Source organism: Blautia parvula, from assembly GCF_020215665.1.
In the GTDB taxonomy this organism is placed as follows: Bacteria; Bacillota; Clostridia; order Lachnospirales; family Lachnospiraceae; genus Blautia; species Blautia celeris.
Window position 1 is genome coordinate 4,919,329 of sequence record NZ_CP084061.1, and the last position, 15,393, is coordinate 4,934,721.

The 15,393-nt window shown below is 44.0% G+C and carries 15 protein-coding genes and 1 pseudogene; 13 read left to right on the top strand and 3 right to left on the bottom strand.

What is annotated here, in order from left to right; translation table 11 throughout:
* Nucleotide 1 precedes the first annotated feature (1 nt).
* A complete protein-coding gene (locus tag LC508_RS22530; RefSeq protein ID WP_103732797.1) occupies nucleotides 2–622 on the top strand; it encodes a hypothetical protein in 621 nt (206 codons plus the stop codon).
* 882 nt (nucleotides 623–1,504) lie between these two features.
* Nucleotides 1,505–1,642, top strand: coding sequence for a hypothetical protein (locus tag LC508_RS22535; protein WP_330425188.1), 138 nt, complete (start codon nucleotides 1,505–1,507; stop codon nucleotides 1,640–1,642).
* A gap of 19 nt (nucleotides 1,643–1,661) precedes the next feature.
* On the opposite strand, the gene LC508_RS22540 is transcribed toward LC508_RS22535, so the two are convergent.
* The 3 genes and pseudogenes from LC508_RS22540 to LC508_RS22550 all read right to left on the bottom strand — a co-directional run.
* Nucleotides 1,662–3,533 (bottom strand): heavy metal translocating P-type ATPase, encoded by a 1,872-nt coding sequence (locus LC508_RS22540; RefSeq protein WP_054350555.1) that lies wholly within the window; start codon nucleotides 3,531–3,533, stop codon nucleotides 1,662–1,664.
* 129 nt (nucleotides 3,534–3,662) lie between these two features.
* Complete coding sequence (locus tag LC508_RS22545) at nucleotides 3,663–3,938, bottom strand: metal-sensing transcriptional repressor (RefSeq protein WP_103733111.1); 276 nt, start codon at nucleotides 3,936–3,938, stop codon at nucleotides 3,663–3,665.
* A gap of 153 nt (nucleotides 3,939–4,091) precedes the next feature.
* Nucleotides 4,092–4,331, bottom strand: a pseudogene (locus LC508_RS22550) (IS982 family transposase); the annotation flags it as partial.
* A 206-nt stretch (nucleotides 4,332–4,537) separates the two neighbouring features.
* Here LC508_RS22550 and LC508_RS22555 point away from each other — a divergent pair.
* The 11 genes from LC508_RS22555 (at nucleotide 4,538) to LC508_RS22605 (ending at nucleotide 15,371) form a co-directional block, all read left to right on the top strand.
* Nucleotides 4,538–5,533: an ABC transporter permease gene (locus LC508_RS22555; RefSeq protein WP_054350557.1), complete on the top strand. Its 996-nt coding sequence runs from the start codon at nucleotides 4,538–4,540 to the stop codon at nucleotides 5,531–5,533.
* A complete protein-coding gene (locus LC508_RS22560) occupies nucleotides 5,524–6,426 on the top strand; it encodes an ABC transporter permease (RefSeq protein WP_054350558.1) in 903 nt (300 codons plus the stop codon). The genes LC508_RS22555 and LC508_RS22560 overlap by 10 nt, the downstream gene beginning before the upstream one ends.
* Before the next feature lie 14 nt (nucleotides 6,427–6,440).
* A complete protein-coding gene (locus LC508_RS22565; RefSeq protein ID WP_054350559.1) occupies nucleotides 6,441–8,069 on the top strand; it encodes an ABC transporter substrate-binding protein in 1,629 nt (542 codons plus the stop codon).
* A gap of 12 nt (nucleotides 8,070–8,081) precedes the next feature.
* Entirely contained in the window at nucleotides 8,082–9,107 is a 1,026-nt protein-coding gene (locus tag LC508_RS22570; protein WP_103732061.1) for an ABC transporter ATP-binding protein, read from the top strand.
* Nucleotides 9,097–9,984 (top strand): ATP-binding cassette domain-containing protein, encoded by an 888-nt coding sequence (locus LC508_RS22575; protein ID WP_054350560.1) that lies wholly within the window; start codon nucleotides 9,097–9,099, stop codon nucleotides 9,982–9,984. Before LC508_RS22570 ends, LC508_RS22575 begins: the two co-directional genes overlap by 11 nt.
* A 32-nt stretch (nucleotides 9,985–10,016) precedes the next feature.
* Entirely contained in the window at nucleotides 10,017–11,186 is a 1,170-nt protein-coding gene (locus tag LC508_RS22580; RefSeq protein ID WP_054350561.1) for an iron ABC transporter substrate-binding protein, read from the top strand.
* Nucleotides 11,152–12,213 (top strand): FecCD family ABC transporter permease, encoded by a 1,062-nt coding sequence (locus LC508_RS22585; RefSeq protein ID WP_103732060.1) that lies wholly within the window; start codon nucleotides 11,152–11,154, stop codon nucleotides 12,211–12,213. The genes LC508_RS22580 and LC508_RS22585 overlap by 35 nt, the downstream gene beginning before the upstream one ends.
* Nucleotides 12,210–12,962: an ABC transporter ATP-binding protein gene (locus LC508_RS22590; protein WP_103732059.1), complete on the top strand. Its 753-nt coding sequence runs from the start codon at nucleotides 12,210–12,212 to the stop codon at nucleotides 12,960–12,962. Before LC508_RS22585 ends, LC508_RS22590 begins: the two co-directional genes overlap by 4 nt.
* Nucleotides 12,963–12,983: 21 nt before the next feature.
* A complete protein-coding gene (locus tag LC508_RS22595; protein WP_103732058.1) occupies nucleotides 12,984–13,799 on the top strand; it encodes a class I SAM-dependent methyltransferase in 816 nt (271 codons plus the stop codon).
* A gap of 13 nt (nucleotides 13,800–13,812) precedes the next feature.
* Nucleotides 13,813–14,370, top strand: coding sequence for an FmdE family protein (locus LC508_RS22600; RefSeq protein ID WP_103732057.1), 558 nt, complete (start codon nucleotides 13,813–13,815; stop codon nucleotides 14,368–14,370).
* A gap of 119 nt (nucleotides 14,371–14,489) precedes the next feature.
* Entirely contained in the window at nucleotides 14,490–15,371 is an 882-nt protein-coding gene (locus LC508_RS22605) for a MerR family transcriptional regulator (RefSeq protein WP_103732056.1), read from the top strand.
* Nucleotides 15,372–15,393 lie beyond the last annotated feature (22 nt).

Genomic DNA, 15,393 nt, shown 5'->3' on the forward strand with positions numbered 1-15,393 from the left:
TATGGATAAAGATAATATAAATAAGCTGGATCCGGATGAGAACATTGTAGTAAGGATGGGGGGTAAGGTATACATATATGAGAAAGGCTCACCGGAGTGGAAAGACTGGGAGAGTATACCATCTTATGATGATGCAGAGATGGTATATAGCCTGATGATAGGGGAGTATGTGGATGAGTTTAAAGCAATGATCCCTGAATACATAACAAACATTATCGTTGAAGAACCCCATCCGTCTTCGGAATCATCTAAGCTGCTGAACGAAGCATATGAGACATATAATAACCTTCTTAGCGCTTCAAAGGACGGCCATGCCGATGATGTATCAGGTATGGGTACATTATTTGAAAACTTATATGATCTGGTTCATAATATTGTATGTACTTTTTATAAAGTAGCTTTTTATAGCCAGTCGAAGGAAGTATATTGCCAGGATGAAATACAGTGTCAAAAAGATTATGAATGTATGATCTGGAAATTGCTTTGCTATAAGGATAAGGTGAATTCTGATGCAGATAAGCAGAATATAGACAGGTTGATATATATTTTGAATGAGCAGATTAAGATATTTTATGGGCGGGCAATGGAGTATGGAGTATATTTTCGGAAATATGAAAAATGAAGATATGTTCATTAAATCACTTAAAATATGGGAGTTGTCCATACTTAGCTTCTAGGATAAGAGATAATAGGAACGAGGCAAGTCAAACTAAATTAATCTGTTGTCCCTGCTCTTTTCATTTTAACAATAACGATGGCCTTTTCAGTAATTTTGAACCGCGTGATTGTGGCAGAAACTATTATTTTTGTATTCATAGCAGAATTCTTCGACCGTTCAATTTTTTATACATTATGTTCTGTTGATTAATTAATAATTAGATGTTGGGGGCAAAATATTATGTTTCGCCCCCAACATCATTCAAATTATTCTAATTGAAGAAATAGCTTATTATTTTGGATTCTGTTCCCAGAGCTATTATGGTAAGATATTTAAGAGATGAACAAAAATGTCTCCTAAGCAATACCGCTATCGCTATGGGAATCGAAAATTTATAGATGAGTTTGAACAAATTTGGGAATAAATTATGTATACCTCCATTGTATAGACTTCAGCACCGGTATTGGTAGTATAAACGGAATTGCTTAATGCGTTCATATCCGCTATCTTTGCAGACAATGGTTGTTCGGGAAAAATATGTTTCAGTATTTTCTTGAATCTCCATAGTTGTTATTAAAGATATTCCTGACGTTCTTATAGTTTATGGAATTTTGTAATATGCAATGTATTGTTTGTTTTGCGATTACAGACATTTAGTAAATATATGTTGGAAGGACTTCTTTGATGATCAGCTAAAAAAGCTTTGAATTATTAGTAGATAAGTTCAGGCTTCAAGATGTAGAATTTTGTTGTAATTTAGCCCCTGGGCTTTATGTAAGAAAAGTACAGTAGATTGTAAAAATCTGTCTGTGCTTTTTTTATTGGCAGGAAGGTTTTCATTCCGGCGTGTCCCTTGTCTTCACCGGAATTGTTGTTTCCGTGCTTGCCACCCCGGCCCCGGAGTGTACGAAGATCGTCCAGGGAACCATAGCGGCCGCAGCGGTTATCAATGAGATCATTGCTGTGGTAGCAGCGAAAAAGTGATTTGAGTGGGCCGGGGAATTCAGCTTTGTTTCTTCCACTTCAATAAAAATGCAGAATTGACAATTACGATCACTGACCCGGTGTTATGAACAAGTGCTCCTACCACGGGATTTAAAATTCCTGTGATTGCCAGAATGATAGCAGCAAAATTTAACGTTAGAGAAAAAGTAAGATTGCATTTAATAACCAGCATCATGTGTTTCGCCAGAAGAAGCAGGTGGGGGAGTTCTTTAATATCATCATTGATCAGTGCAATATCAGCAGCATCCACAGCAATATCACTTCCTATTTTTGCCATGGCGATTCCCACGCCGGACATCTTCAGTGCAGGTGCGTCATTTATACCGTCCCCTATCATGCATACCTGATTTTTGCTGTCCTGGTAAGTACGGATCCAGTTTAGTTTATCTTCGGGAAGGCAGCCGGCATGGACTTCATCTATGGAAAGCTGTCGGGCAATATGGTGGGCTGCGTTTTCATTATCTCCTGTCATCAGGACCGGTGTGAAGCCGGATTCCTTAATTCCACTGATTGCTGCAGCAGCATCTTCACGAAGGGTATCAGCCAGCGCAATAAATCCGGAAAAAATATGATTGACAGCAAAGTAGATGATGGTGCATCCGGTATTCAGATACTTTTGGGCTTCATCTGCCGCATATTCGGGGATGGAAATACACTTTTGGGCAAGCAGCTCTTTATTTCCCCCCAGAATTTCACGTCCGTCAGCCACAGCCTGTACACCACGTCCGGGAAGCATTTGAAATTGTTCAGGCTGCGGCAGTTCTTTTTGTATTTCCTTTTTATAACACTGTACAACAGCTTTTCCGAGAGGATGCTCTGAACGGAGTTCCGCACAGGCGGCACAACCGTAGAGCTCCTGATCAGACAAATCCTGCAGGAAGCTCCTCACAGCAGCAACCTGTGGTGTCCCGTATGTAAGGGTCCCTGTTTTGTCAAATGTAATATGGGAGACATCCGCCAGGCGCTCCAGGGCATCCCCTTCCCTTACCAGAAAACCGTGTCTGGTTGCGTTGCCGATGGCAGCCATAATTGCTGTGGGTGTGGCCAGTACAAGTGCGCAGGGACAGAAGACTACTAAAATGGTAACGGCACGGATCAACTGCCCGGTGAACAGCCAGGTCAGTATTGCTGCGGTCAGTGCGATTATCACGATCCAGGTTGCAAAACGGTCAGCAAACCCTACAATTTTGGCTTTTCCGGCATCCGCAGACTGGACGAGTCGAATCATCCGCTGAATGGAACTGTCCTCCCCGACTCTTGTTGCTTTCATATCAAAAGAACCAAACTGATTGACTGTTCCGCTGGAAACCTGGTCTCCGCTTCCTTTATCCACAGGAAGGGATTCCCCGGTCATGACAGACTGGTCAATGGATGTCTGACCGGATAGAATGACACCATCCACGGGAATGGTTTCACCTGGCAGGACACGGAGAATGTCACCTTCCTGTACCAGTTTTGCGGGGATGATTTCTTCCGAGGAGCCAGTTACCTTCCGTGCGGTACGCGGGGTGAGATGAACAAGTTTTTCAATACCCGCCCTTGCTCTTGCTACAGTTAAATCCTCCAATAGCGCCCCAAGCTGCATAATAAATGCAATTTCTCCAGCAGCAAAATTTTCACCAATCATCAGGGAAGCTATCAGTGCGATGGATACCAGTACATCTGCTTTGATATCGAAAGCTGTAATAAGCCCTATGACTGCCTCCAGAATGATGGGAACACCGCACAGGAGAATGGCAATCCAGGCAGAGGGAAAGGGAAATGGGTTAAAGCGGATAATACTTGCCAGCAGAGCAAGTCCGGAGATAACAAGAAAGATGATATCGCGTTTGGTCCCTCCCCATTCTAACAGTTCTTCTAACTTTTTCATTGTAATGCTCCTTTCTCTAATAATACCTGTAGGGGTATATGTATAGTATACTTATAGGGGTATAGGCTGTCAAGGCAAAAAAAGAAAACCAGCCATTTCCGATGACTGGTTTTCAAGGGTATTATTTCCTTAGATCATATTGGCAAAGCGTTCCACCGCCTTTGTAAAGTTTGCAATCGTCTGGTCAGCATCACCGTGTTCGATTCCGTCTCTAACACAGTGATTGATATGGCCCTCCAAAACAACCTGGCCGACTCTGTGAAGCGCTGATTTGGCGGCATTTATCTGAGCGAGGATATCTTCACAGGGTACATCCTCATCCACCATTCTGTCGATTGCCTGAACCTGCCCGATGATTTTTTTTAAACGGCGGTGGAGATTATCGGCATCCATACACTGTTTCATACTACTACACCTCCTTTTTTGTACTATTAGGGGTATGTGTATTTGATATTATGAGATAAGATGCCCGGATTGTCAAGGCGTTTCTGGCAGATAGCCGGTTCTGACGTTAAGGCTGGAATAATTTTAAATTTACTTGTTGTGCTATATCATATTCTTTCCGTAATCAACACCGTAAGAGCGGAAAGAATGGCAGTATCTTGCTCTTCCAAACTTACAGACGGTAAGTGGAAAACTATCAATCACAAAGTATTTGCTATGAGGTATGCTGAAAACATCGAACAATTTTTGTTGTAATAATTCAGTTATCTGTAAAAGGGCCCGCCGTGTACGATTAAATCGGCTGCGGCAGCAAAGCTTTAGAAAAAAGTGACAGTAATTCTTTTTTATATAAGACGATTAAAATATATTTATTAACCCCGGGATAGGGTTTTACTTATTCAAAATCGTGGAAGAAAAGGGCGAAAAAAGCAAAAAAAATTATAACCATAGGGGAGGCTTCCGAAATATAAAATTGAAGTTTATACTTTAAAGGTACTGAATCTACTGAGCGGTATAAATAAAAGGACCTCTGTAATAAAGGATAAAAGAAGGGATAGAAAATGAAAAAGAAAAAGCAATTCCTGATCAAGATCGGGAAAAGGCTGCTGGGTTTTGTGGGCGCAATGTTTTTATTGTCTGTTATCGTGTTCTATTTTGCCCGGCTGGCACCGGGGGACCCGCTGCAGTCTTTTTACGGTGATGCAGTGGAATCTATGACGGTGGAGGAGCAGGACGCGGCAAGGATACGTCTTGGTTTGGACGGACCGATACATGTGCAGTATGTCAGGTGGCTGCAGAACGCGTTTCAGGGAGATTTCGGATTGTCTTTAAAATATAAGACGCCTGCCATGTCAGTAGTTGAGCCGCTTATCAGCAATACACTTATTTTAGGGGGAACGGCATACATACTTGTGTTTTTACTGGCAATCCTGCTGGCTATGTTCTGTGCCCGGTTTGAAGATACCTGGATAGACCGTGTCATCTGTAAAGTGGGTACAGCAGCGTACTATATTCCCCCATTCTGGCTGGGGGTTGTCCTGGTGTTGGTGTTCAGTATCAATCTCCATATCCTGCCCAGCAGCGGTGCGTATGACATCGGTAAAGCAAACGATATCGGCAATCGTATCCGTCATATGATACTTCCGCTTATCGTTATGATCCTGAGTCATCTGTGGTACTACGCCTATATGATCCGGAATAAGCTGCTGGATGAAGTGCGGAAGGATTATGTGCTGCTGGCACGAATGAAAGGGATAAGAAAAAATCAGATTTTATGGTTCCATTGTCTGAGGAATGTGGCCCCCACTATTGTAAGTATTATGGCGATTTCCATACCACATGTTCTGAGCGGTACTTATATCGCTGAGGCTGTGTTCAATTACCCGGGCCTGGGGGCGCTCTCTGTGGAAAGCGCAAAATATCATGACTATAATCTCCTCATGCTTCTGGTACTGATTACAGGTGTTCTGGTCATAACCAGCAGTATTATAGCCCAATTTGTCAATGAGGCGATTGACCCGAGAATGAAAGGAGCGGAGGTAGCGTCATGGAAGTAAGGAGTGATGGCTTCCGGATTGTAGGTGCTGATTACAGACAGCATGTACCGGAGATGAAAAAACAGACATTTCGGCAGTGGATAAAAGGAAAACCCTTTATCTCCATTATACTTTTAGTGATCATTGTGGGGGGATGCCTCTTTGCCGAACAATTATACAACCATGACCCCAGTGATTTTTATCTGCAGAATCTGAACCAGGTCCCGGGAAAGGAATTTTATTTTGGAACGGATTCTCTGGGGCGGGATATATATTCCATGATCTGGTACGGCGGACGGGCTTCCATACTGATCGGCCTTTTGAGCACAGTCATCATTACTGTGATAGGCATTACATACGGATGTGTCAGCGGTATGTGCAGTGAGGCCATAGATGCTGTGATGATGCGCGTGGCGGAGCTTTTGAACAGCATCCCGTCACTGCTGCTGGTGCTCCTGTTTGTATCCGTCACAGGAGAACAGAACATTGTAAAAATATCTCTGGTGATAGGCGTGACCGGATGGTTCGGACTTGCCCGTATTGTCAGAAGTGAGGTCAGGCAGATCCGTTCCAGCGACTATGTGCTGGCTGCCAGATGTATGGGAAGCAGCTTTGGGCATGTCATGAAAAAGCATTTGATTCCCAACTTTGTGTCAGCGATCATGTTTGTGGTGGTGTCCAGTATCAGCACCAGTATGTCCATGGAGTCCACGCTGAGTTTTCTGGGATTGGGGCTTCCGGTGGATGTGGTTTCCTGGGGTAGTATGCTTTCACTGGCAAATAAAGCGTTACTGCTGAATACATGGTGGGTCATCATCATACCGGGCCTGTTTTTGATCACAACATTGATCTGCATAACAAATATCGGTAATTATTTCCGAAAGGAAACAAATAAAAAACCAAGTAATTTATAAGGAGAGTAAGGAAAATGAAAAGAAAAGCAGCAAGTTTATTACTGGCAGCAGCTATGGTATGTACCATGCTGGCAGGATGCGGGAATTCCCAGGGTGGAGAGCAGAAAGAGGCAGAAACGGCAGGAACAGCGCAGGAGACAGAAAAAGATGCAGAGCCTGCAAAAGATGAATCGGACTTGTCAAATACTCTGGTTTATGCAGGAGAATCAGAAGATACGATCAATCCGCTTCTGAATAACCATGATGAACTTCCGAGTATCATCTTTTCAGGACTAATGAAATATGATGCGAATGGCGCACCTGTGGAGGATTTGGCTGAGAGTTACGAATACGATGAAGGAAGCATGACATATACGTTTCATTTAAGAGAAGGTGTAAAATGGCATGATGGGGAAGCTTTTACCGCGGATGATGTTGTCTTCACTTATGAACTGCTGACAAAAGATGAAAACCTGACAGCAAGCATAACCAGTAACTATGAGGACATCAAAGAGGTAAAAGCGGAGGATGCGGAAACGGTTGTCATTACAATGGGACAATATAATGCGGCTATGCTGGACAACTTTACCATGGGTATCCTTCCAAAACACCTGCTGGAGGGAGAGGATATCAATACAACCCCATTTAATCAGAAACCGGTGGGAACAGGAAGGTACAAATTCGTCTCATGGGATACCGCAGGCGGCAGTATTACATTGGAAAAAAATGAAGATTACTATGATAAAGTACCGAATATTGACCGTGTTGTCTACAAAACCGTATCTGTAGAAAGCACAAAAGCAACAATGCTGCAGTCCGGAGAAGCTGATCTGGCTTGGTTAAATGCTAAATATGCAGACGAATTCAGAGGTAATGATAATTATACGAACTATGATTTTAAGACTGCAGATTACCGTTCTGTGTCCTGTGACTTCCGTACGGATTTCTGGAAAGAGAACGGAGACTCCATAGGAGTTCTGAACTATGCAATCGATAAACAATCCATTGTGGACAGTGTATTGAACGGTCATGGTTTTACGGCTTACAGTCCTCTTCAGGTTAACCCTTATGGCGGAAATGAAGCGGCTGATATCTATAGCTATGATTTAGACAAGTTCTCAGAAGAAATGGACAAACTAGGCTGGAAAAAGGGCGATGACGGAATCTACGAAAGAAACGGACAGAAATTCTCCTTTAGTATCCAGGTACGTGATTATGAGGAAGAGCGTGTAGATATTGAGAACATCGTTTCACAGCAGTTGAAAAAGGCCGGTGTGGAATTAAAGGTGGAACTGGTGACAAAATTTGATTGGGAATCAGGATACAACGGCTTTTTAGCAGGCTTCGCATCCCAGTTTGATCCGGATGGACTGTATAAACAATTCGTTACGGATGCCAGTGAAAACACTATGGCATATTCTAACGAGAAAGTAGATGAATTATTAAAAGCCGGACGTCACGCAAAAGATCCGGAGGAGCGTAAAAAAGCATATCAGGATTTTGAGGTTGCTTACGCGGAAAATCCCGGACAGATCCTGATCGCATATCTGGACGGTAACTATGTGGCAGTAAAGGGCGTAGAAGGTCTGGACAACACAAGGATCCTCGGACACCACGCGGTCGGTGTTATGTGGAATATTGAGGAATGGACAATCAGCAGATAGGGGATATAAGTTATGGGAGCATTGTTGGAGCTTGAACATTTGTCGGTGAGTTTTGATACACCGAAAGGAGAAGTACAGGCGGTCAGAGATGTGTCTCTTACGGTTCAGGAGGGAGAAATCCTGGCCCTGGTAGGAGAATCCGGCTGCGGAAAAACGGTGATGAGCCAGTCGGTTTTAAAACTCCTTCCCGGCAATTCGAGAATTAAGAGCGGAAAGATTCTGGTAGACGGCACAGATATTACGGATTATAAAGAAAAAGATATGCGTAATCTAAGGGGAACAACACTGTCAATGGTGTTTCAGGACCCTATGACTACCCTGAATCCCACAATGCCCGTAGGAAAACAGATCATGGAGGCCGTCCTGAAACATGAGCGTGTAAGCAGGGAGGAAGCTAAGAGAAGAGCCGTTGAGATGCTGGATCTGGTAGGAATTGAAGATGCCGAGCACCGCTATATGCTGCAGCCCCATTATTTTTCAGGGGGAATGCGGCAGCGGTGTGTGCTTGCCATTGCGCTGGCCTTAAAGCCGAGGCTTTTGTTTGCGGACGAACCAACCACAGCGCTGGATGTTACGGTACAGGCAAAGATCCTTGATCTGCTGCTTAAATTAAAAAACAAACTGGGGTTATCCATCGTGTTCATTTCCCATGATCTTGGTGTCGTGGCAAAGATCGCGGACCGTGTTGCAGTCATGTATGCCGGAAAACTGGTTGAGGTGGGCAAAGCGGAGGAGGTTTTTTATGATCCGCGGCATCCCTATACCTGGGGATTGCTGTCCGCCCTGCCGTCTCTGGCAAAAAAAGGTGAGGGCCTGAAGTGCATTCCCGGAATGCCCCCCATGCTTTTGGACCCGCCGAAAGGGGATGCGTTTGCTGTGAGAAATGAATTTGCGTTGGCTATAGACTATGAAGAGATGCCTCCTATGTTCCAGGTGTCGCCGACTCACAGTGCGGCTACATGGCTACTTGATAAAAGGGCGCCGAAGATTCAGCCCCCGCAGATTTTCAGGGAAGAGAGAGCAGCAAATGAAAGATAATAGAATTCTGGAAGTGAAAGACCTGAAACAGCATTTTCAGCTGAGAAAAGATTACACAGTCAAAGCAGTGGACGGAATCAGTTTTGAGATAAAAAAAGGTGAAGTGTTCGGAATTGTGGGGGAATCAGGTTCCGGTAAATCCACAATAGCCAGAACCATTATGGGGGTATATCCGCCTACGGAAGGTGAGGTATGGTTTAAAGGCCGGAAAATTTCAGACAAAAAAATATCTGCTGTTGATAAAAAAGATGTACAGAAGAATATGCAGATTATCTTCCAGGATTCTGCCGCAGCTCTAAATCCCCGTATGACAGCGGAGGAGATCATAGCAGAACCGGCAGTTGTAAACCATGTCTGGAAGACAAAAAAACAGATCCATGAGGAAGTGCAGCAGCTTCTTTCCTATGTGGGCCTAGACGCTTCATACTGCGACAAATACCCCAATGAGCTGTCAGGGGGCCAAAGACAGAGAGTGGCAATTGCCAGAAGTATCTCAGTAAAACCGGATTTGATCTTGGCGGATGAACCCATCGCATCCCTGGATATCTCTATTCAGGCACAGATCATTAATCTGTTTTACCATTTAAAAGAAGAGCATCGAAGCACTTTTTTATTTATCGCCCATGATCTGTCTGTGGTGAGGTATATCTCGGACCGCATTGCTGTTATGTATCAGGGGAAGATCGTGGAGATGGGCAGGACGGAAGATATTTTTCATGATCCGCTGCATGCCTATACAAAATCCTTGCTGTCCGCCATACCGGTGCCTGACCCGGTCTTTGAAAGGAATAAAAAGCTGCTGGAATACGGGGGAACGGCCAGGCATGATAATGGGGAGATGAAGGATTGGGGAAACGGGCATTTTGTTTATGTATAAATTAAGAGAAAAGAAACGGGAGGGTATTACAAATGAAATGGAAAAAGGTTCTGATAAGTGCGCTGATGTTATCTGTGATCATGACAGGATGCGGCGGGGCGAAAGGGAGCCAGGAAGCGTCGAAGACAGAATCCGGTGCGGCGGCAGAAGACGAAAGCTCGACGAAGGATTCTGATACAGCAAAGCAGGAGCCAGAGGAAAAACAGACCAGGACAGTGAAAGACAGCGCAGGACGTGAGGTGGAAATACCGGCGGAGGTAGAGAGTATCGTATGCCTTAATGTGAGTACACTTCGCTATACCTGTTATATGCAGGCACAGGACTTGGTGATAGGGGTAGAGGACTACGAACAGGAAAAATCTATTTCCCGCCCATATAATTATGTGAATTATGATCTGTTCGCGGATATTCCGGTCATTGGAAATAATGGTGAACATTATCTGGAGTCTATTATAGAGACAGATCCTGACGTGATCATGATGTCTGCCTATGATGATGCAGATGTGGATGGGATACAGTCAAAAACAGGGATTCCTGTTGTTCTGGTTCCCGGCAGTGATGAAATGATGGATGAGGGAGCATATGAGACTTTCCGTATTATGGGGGAAGTGTATGGAAAAGAAGAACGTGCGGAAGAGCTGACAAAGTATATGGACACTGTCAAAAAAGACCTGGAAAGCCGCACAAAGGATGTAAAGGAAGAGGATAAACCTTCCGTATACGTGGGTGGTGTAAGCTATAAGGGCGCTCATGGGTTTGAAGGTACAGAAGCAGGATATGGCCCCTTTAAAGCGATCAACGCGAAAAATATGGCAGATGAGACGGGGCAGAAGGGCCCTTTTAACGTGGATTTGGAACAGGTACTTGCCTGGAATCCAGATGTGCTTTTTGTGGATTTTAACGGTTTAGACCTGATCAAGGAACATTATTCCTCTAATCCTGAATACTACAGCCAGTTAAAAGCAGTGGAGGAAGGAAAAGTATATTCTCAGATATCCTTCCGTTCCAGCGCGTCTAATCTGGAGACAGCTTTGGCAGACACCTATTATGCAGCGAGCGTTTTATATCCGGAACAATTTTCGGATATAGATCCAGCAAAAAAAGCGGATGAAATCTTCAATACTCTGCTGGGAACAGATTTTTATGAGACCCTTAAGGAGAACGGTTATGAATTCAGGCAGATCCAGATCGGACAGGAATAGCTGGGATCCTGCATACCGCAAAAAACAGATACGGAGTATTTTATTTTTAGGAATACTGTCTCTGGTGCTTGTATTGTCTGTCATATTATCCTTGTGGGCAGGATCTTATGATACGCCTTTTGGAGATTTGATGCGGGGGATTTTTAATAAAGCTCAGGATAATAAGATAAATGTGGTGGTGAGAAATGTTCGTCTGCCAAGAATCTGTACGGCAGTGGTTTCCGGCGCAGGCCTGGGTGTGACGGGATGCATTCTTCAGTCAATCCTTTATAATCCACTGGCGTCAGCGTCTACACTGGGCGTGTCTCAGGGAGCGGGGTTTGGTGCAGCATTTGCTATCATTGCGCTTGGAGCCGGCACCGCCGTCAGCGGTAGTGTAATGATTCCCCTGTGTGCTTTTGCGGGGAGTATGGCGGTTGCCCTTGTGATCCTGGCACTGTCAAAATTTCGTCAGGTATCATCAGAATCCATTGTACTGGCAGGCGTTGCGATCAGTGCCATGTTCACGGGTGCTACAACCCTTCTGCAGTATTTTGCCGATGAAGTGGAGCTGGCTGCTCTTGTTTTCTGGACTTTTGGCGATTTGGGGAGTGCTTCCTGGGGGCAGATCGGCTTCATGGCAGCAGTATCTCTGATCGGCTGCATTTATTTTATACTGCACAGATGGGACTTTAATGCACTTTTAAGCGGCACGGAAACAGCAGTCAGTCTGGGGATCAATGTCAAGAGAGTGACTATGATCAATATGATAGTCTGCTGCTTTATTGCTGCAGTCATCGTATCTTATATTGGCCTGATAAATTTTATAGGGCTGGTGGCACCTCATATTGTACGCAGAGTGGTTGGGAATAATCATGTATATCTGATCCCCGGGTCTATTCTGGCCGGCAGTTCTCTTTTGCTCCTGGGAGATCTCTTTGCGAGAACGGTGATCAGCCCTGTGATTCTTCCTATAGGAGCGATCACGTCCTTTTTGGGAGCACCGCTGTTTCTGTATCTGCTGTTTAAGGGGAGAACGAGAGAATGATAGAGATAAAAGATTTGAGATATCATTATCAGGGCGGTCCGGAAATATTGAAGTCCATTAGTTTCCGGCTGGAAGAAGGCCGTTTCCTCGCGATCCTGGGAAATAACGGTGCAGGAAAAAGTACAATGCTGAAATGTTTTAATAAAATCATATTTCCGGACAGCGGAAGTGTTGTCATGGACGGTGAAGAGATCCTGAACCTTTCTGCAAAAGAAGTAGCTAAGAGAATTGCCTTTGTAGCGCAGACCGTCCCTAATAACCAGATCACAGTGCATGATATGGTAATGCTGGGACGCAGGCCTTATATGCGGTGGGGATTTACACAGGAGGATCATAAAATTGTCCATGAGGTTATGGAGTCCCTTCATCTGCTGCACATGAGAGGCAGGTTTTTAAATGAGCTCAGCGGCGGTGAGAGACAAAAAGTAATGCTTGCCAGGGCACTGGCACAGCAGCCCAAAATACTGCTATTGGATGAACCAACCAGCAGCCTGGATTTGAAGAACCAGTATCAGGTACTCCAGGCGGTAAAGGATATCTGCGGCAACGGACAGATTACAGCAATGGTAGTGATCCATGATCTGAATCTGGCCCTGCGGTTCTGCGATCGATTCCTGTTATTGCAAAACGGCGAAGTCTGCCGCTATGGGAAACAGGAAGTGCTTGACAGGAAAGCAATCTGGGAGGTATATGGAGTGCATGGGGAAGTTTTGGATATTCAGGGCAGAAAGATAGTGATGGTCGATTAACATATATCGGGAGAATGAGATATGGATTTAGAACAGCTTAAGAGGGAGTGGAAGAATCCTTCAGCGCATAACGGAGTTTTGCAGGCAAAAATCTGGGATAACAGAGCCGGAGAGTATGAGAAAAAGGAAATTCCAAATGAAAAAGATGACCCTTTTCTGAAGTTCTTATGGAAAAAGGCAGAACCGGATGCGGATATGCAGGTCCTTGATATTGGATGTGGGGCGGGGCTTTATACAATTGCACTGGCCGGCCGGGTTAAAAAAGCTGTGGGTCTGGATGTATCTTCGAGAATGATTGAATCTGCAAAGCGAAGAGCGGATGATCTGGGAATCGCCAATGCGGAATTCGGGGTACAGGATTGGTCAAAAACCGATGCGCAAAGGTGTGGTTTTCAGAATGGATTTGATATTGTTTTTGCACATATGACACCTGCAGTATGTGATTATCATACTTTTGATCAGATGAATGCATGTTCAAAAAAATATTGTTTTATGGCAAAGCCGGTAAGGCGCAGAGATGCTGTGCAGGACGGGGCTTTCGCTGCTGTAGGGATAGATACACAGGGAAAGCAGATGGATGATACCGTTCTGAATTCCTTTACCTACCTGTGGCTGAAGGGATATACTCCGGAAGTGGTGAAGATAGATGAGGTCTGGTCAGCCAAACGGTCTGTGGAAGAAATGACAGCGTGGTGTACAGACAGGGCAGGAGTCTATAAGAATCTTACGGCAGAGGAGAAAAACAGGATTCGGAATTATGTAGAAAGTGTCAGTGAAGAAGGAATGGTAAATGAAGTCGTGAGAACATCAATCGTAACTATCTATTGGCATGTTTAAGGAGAAGAAGACTATGAATACAGAACTTTGGGATAAGTGTAAAGCATTTCATGGACATGAATGCGGAGGGCTCACAATAGGTTATAAAGCGGCTCTCTATGCAATAAAACTGCTGGATTTAAAAACAGATGAGACGGCGCACAATAACAGTTGTATATCCAGTGACGAGCAGGTAGTTTGTATATCGGAAAATGATGCCTGCGGTGTGGATGCCATACAGGTAATCATGGGATGCAGTGTGGGAAAAGGAAATCTGTTGTTTCATATGAGAGGAAAGCAGGCATTTTCCTTCTACAACAGAATAAACGGAAAATCCGTCCGGTTGGTATTGAAGCCAAAACCTGAAGGAATGACACGTGGGGAATCCTTCAGCTATTATCAGAATCTGGAACCGGAAGCCATGTTTGACGTGAAGGAGACCACGATCTCTCTTCCGGAACAGGCCAGAATATTTCAGTCTGTAAAGTGCAGCTGCTGTGGAGAGACTGCTTCCGAAAATATGGTGCGGTTAAGTGAAGGAAAAATGCTGTGTCTTGATTGTTATGAAAATTATGACCGCTTTCAGGTTTGAGTAAAAAATATCCCCCGGAGGAGCTTCCGCTGTCTAAAAATATCAGTTATAGTATAAAATAGTGATAAATCCACATAGAGCGGTACACGGTGAGAGGAGCTTCCCTAAAAGAGTGAATTATGGATGATAACAAGGATAATTATTTGACAATCGGACAATTGGCAAAAATGTTTCATATCTCGAACCGTACTCTTAGATATTATGAAGAAAAGGGAATACTCAAGCCTCACCATATAGCCCCAAATGGTTACCGGTACTATTCGGAAAACCAGATACTGGTTCTGGATATGATTCGCTGTTTTCGTAATTTAGGAATACCGATTGATAATATTATAGAGCAGTTCAGCGAGAGACAGTGGACGGGTTCAAGGGATGATATTCTTCAGATCTTGCTTCAGCAGGAACAGGAAATCAACCAGCGTATCAAAGAGGAAGAAAAAAAACGGGAATATCTGAACCGCATGGTGGAGGATATGAAGCAGAATAATATGCGTGATGGTGAGATTAAGATATTATCCATGCCGCAGCGTTCTGTTGTTGTATTTGAGATGAAGATAGATACCGAGGCTGAAAGAGAACAGTATTTCCGTAAAGTAGTATCTTATATAGCAGAACATTTTGGAGAGGATTATCCGGTATTATTTGGAATTGTTCCGGCAGAAGCTGCAAGAAGAGGAGATTTTCGGTACTCGTATGTAGAATACCAGCCGAGGAGAGATTGCATTATGAATTTTCAAGAAGATGAATTTTCTGTCGGACATAAAATTACACATGTATTTTTGAAGACAGAAAAAGAAAGTACCTGTGTTTCGGTTGCCTTTGACACAAAGTGGGAGGAACTGGGGACATACTATAAAAATCTTTTTGAATATATTGACGAAAAAGAAATGGATTGCAGTACATATCTGAGGGAGAAATGGAGTTATCCCCGATTGGTAAATGGAAATCAAATACAGATTCTGGGTAATCTTGAGATGGATATAAAAAATGTAGAAAAATAAAGAATAAACGATTGACCCTGCC

What these genes read in the sequence shown, in the direction of transcription:
- LC508_RS22555 (WP_054350557.1), top strand. Translation starts at nt 4,538, where the DNA reads ATGAAAAAGAAAAAGCAATTCCTGATCAAGATCGGGAAAAGGCTGCTG.
- LC508_RS22590 (WP_103732059.1), top strand. Translation starts at nt 12,210, where the DNA reads ATGATAGAGATAAAAGATTTGAGATATCATTATCAGGGCGGTCCGGAA.
- LC508_RS22585 (WP_103732060.1), top strand. Translation starts at nt 11,152, where the DNA reads ATGAATTCAGGCAGATCCAGATCGGACAGGAATAGCTGGGATCCTGCA.
- LC508_RS22560 (WP_054350558.1), top strand. Translation starts at nt 5,524, where the DNA reads ATGGAAGTAAGGAGTGATGGCTTCCGGATTGTAGGTGCTGATTACAGA.
- LC508_RS22605 (WP_103732056.1), top strand. Translation starts at nt 14,490, where the DNA reads ATGGATGATAACAAGGATAATTATTTGACAATCGGACAATTGGCAAAA.
- LC508_RS22600 (WP_103732057.1), top strand. Translation starts at nt 13,813, where the DNA reads ATGAATACAGAACTTTGGGATAAGTGTAAAGCATTTCATGGACATGAA.
- LC508_RS22565 (WP_054350559.1), top strand. Translation starts at nt 6,441, where the DNA reads ATGAAAAGAAAAGCAGCAAGTTTATTACTGGCAGCAGCTATGGTATGT.
- LC508_RS22580 (WP_054350561.1), top strand. Translation starts at nt 10,017, where the DNA reads ATGAAATGGAAAAAGGTTCTGATAAGTGCGCTGATGTTATCTGTGATC.
- LC508_RS22575 (WP_054350560.1), top strand. Translation starts at nt 9,097, where the DNA reads ATGAAAGATAATAGAATTCTGGAAGTGAAAGACCTGAAACAGCATTTT.
- LC508_RS22530 (WP_103732797.1), top strand. Translation starts at nt 2, where the DNA reads ATGGATAAAGATAATATAAATAAGCTGGATCCGGATGAGAACATTGTA.
- LC508_RS22595 (WP_103732058.1), top strand. Translation starts at nt 12,984, where the DNA reads ATGGATTTAGAACAGCTTAAGAGGGAGTGGAAGAATCCTTCAGCGCAT.
- LC508_RS22540 (WP_054350555.1), bottom strand. Translation starts at nt 3,533, where the DNA reads ATGAAAAAGTTAGAAGAACTGTTAGAATGGGGAGGGACCAAACGCGAT.
- LC508_RS22570 (WP_103732061.1), top strand. Translation starts at nt 8,082, where the DNA reads ATGGGAGCATTGTTGGAGCTTGAACATTTGTCGGTGAGTTTTGATACA.
- LC508_RS22545 (WP_103733111.1), bottom strand. Translation starts at nt 3,938, where the DNA reads ATGAAACAGTGTATGGATGCCGATAATCTCCACCGCCGTTTAAAAAAA.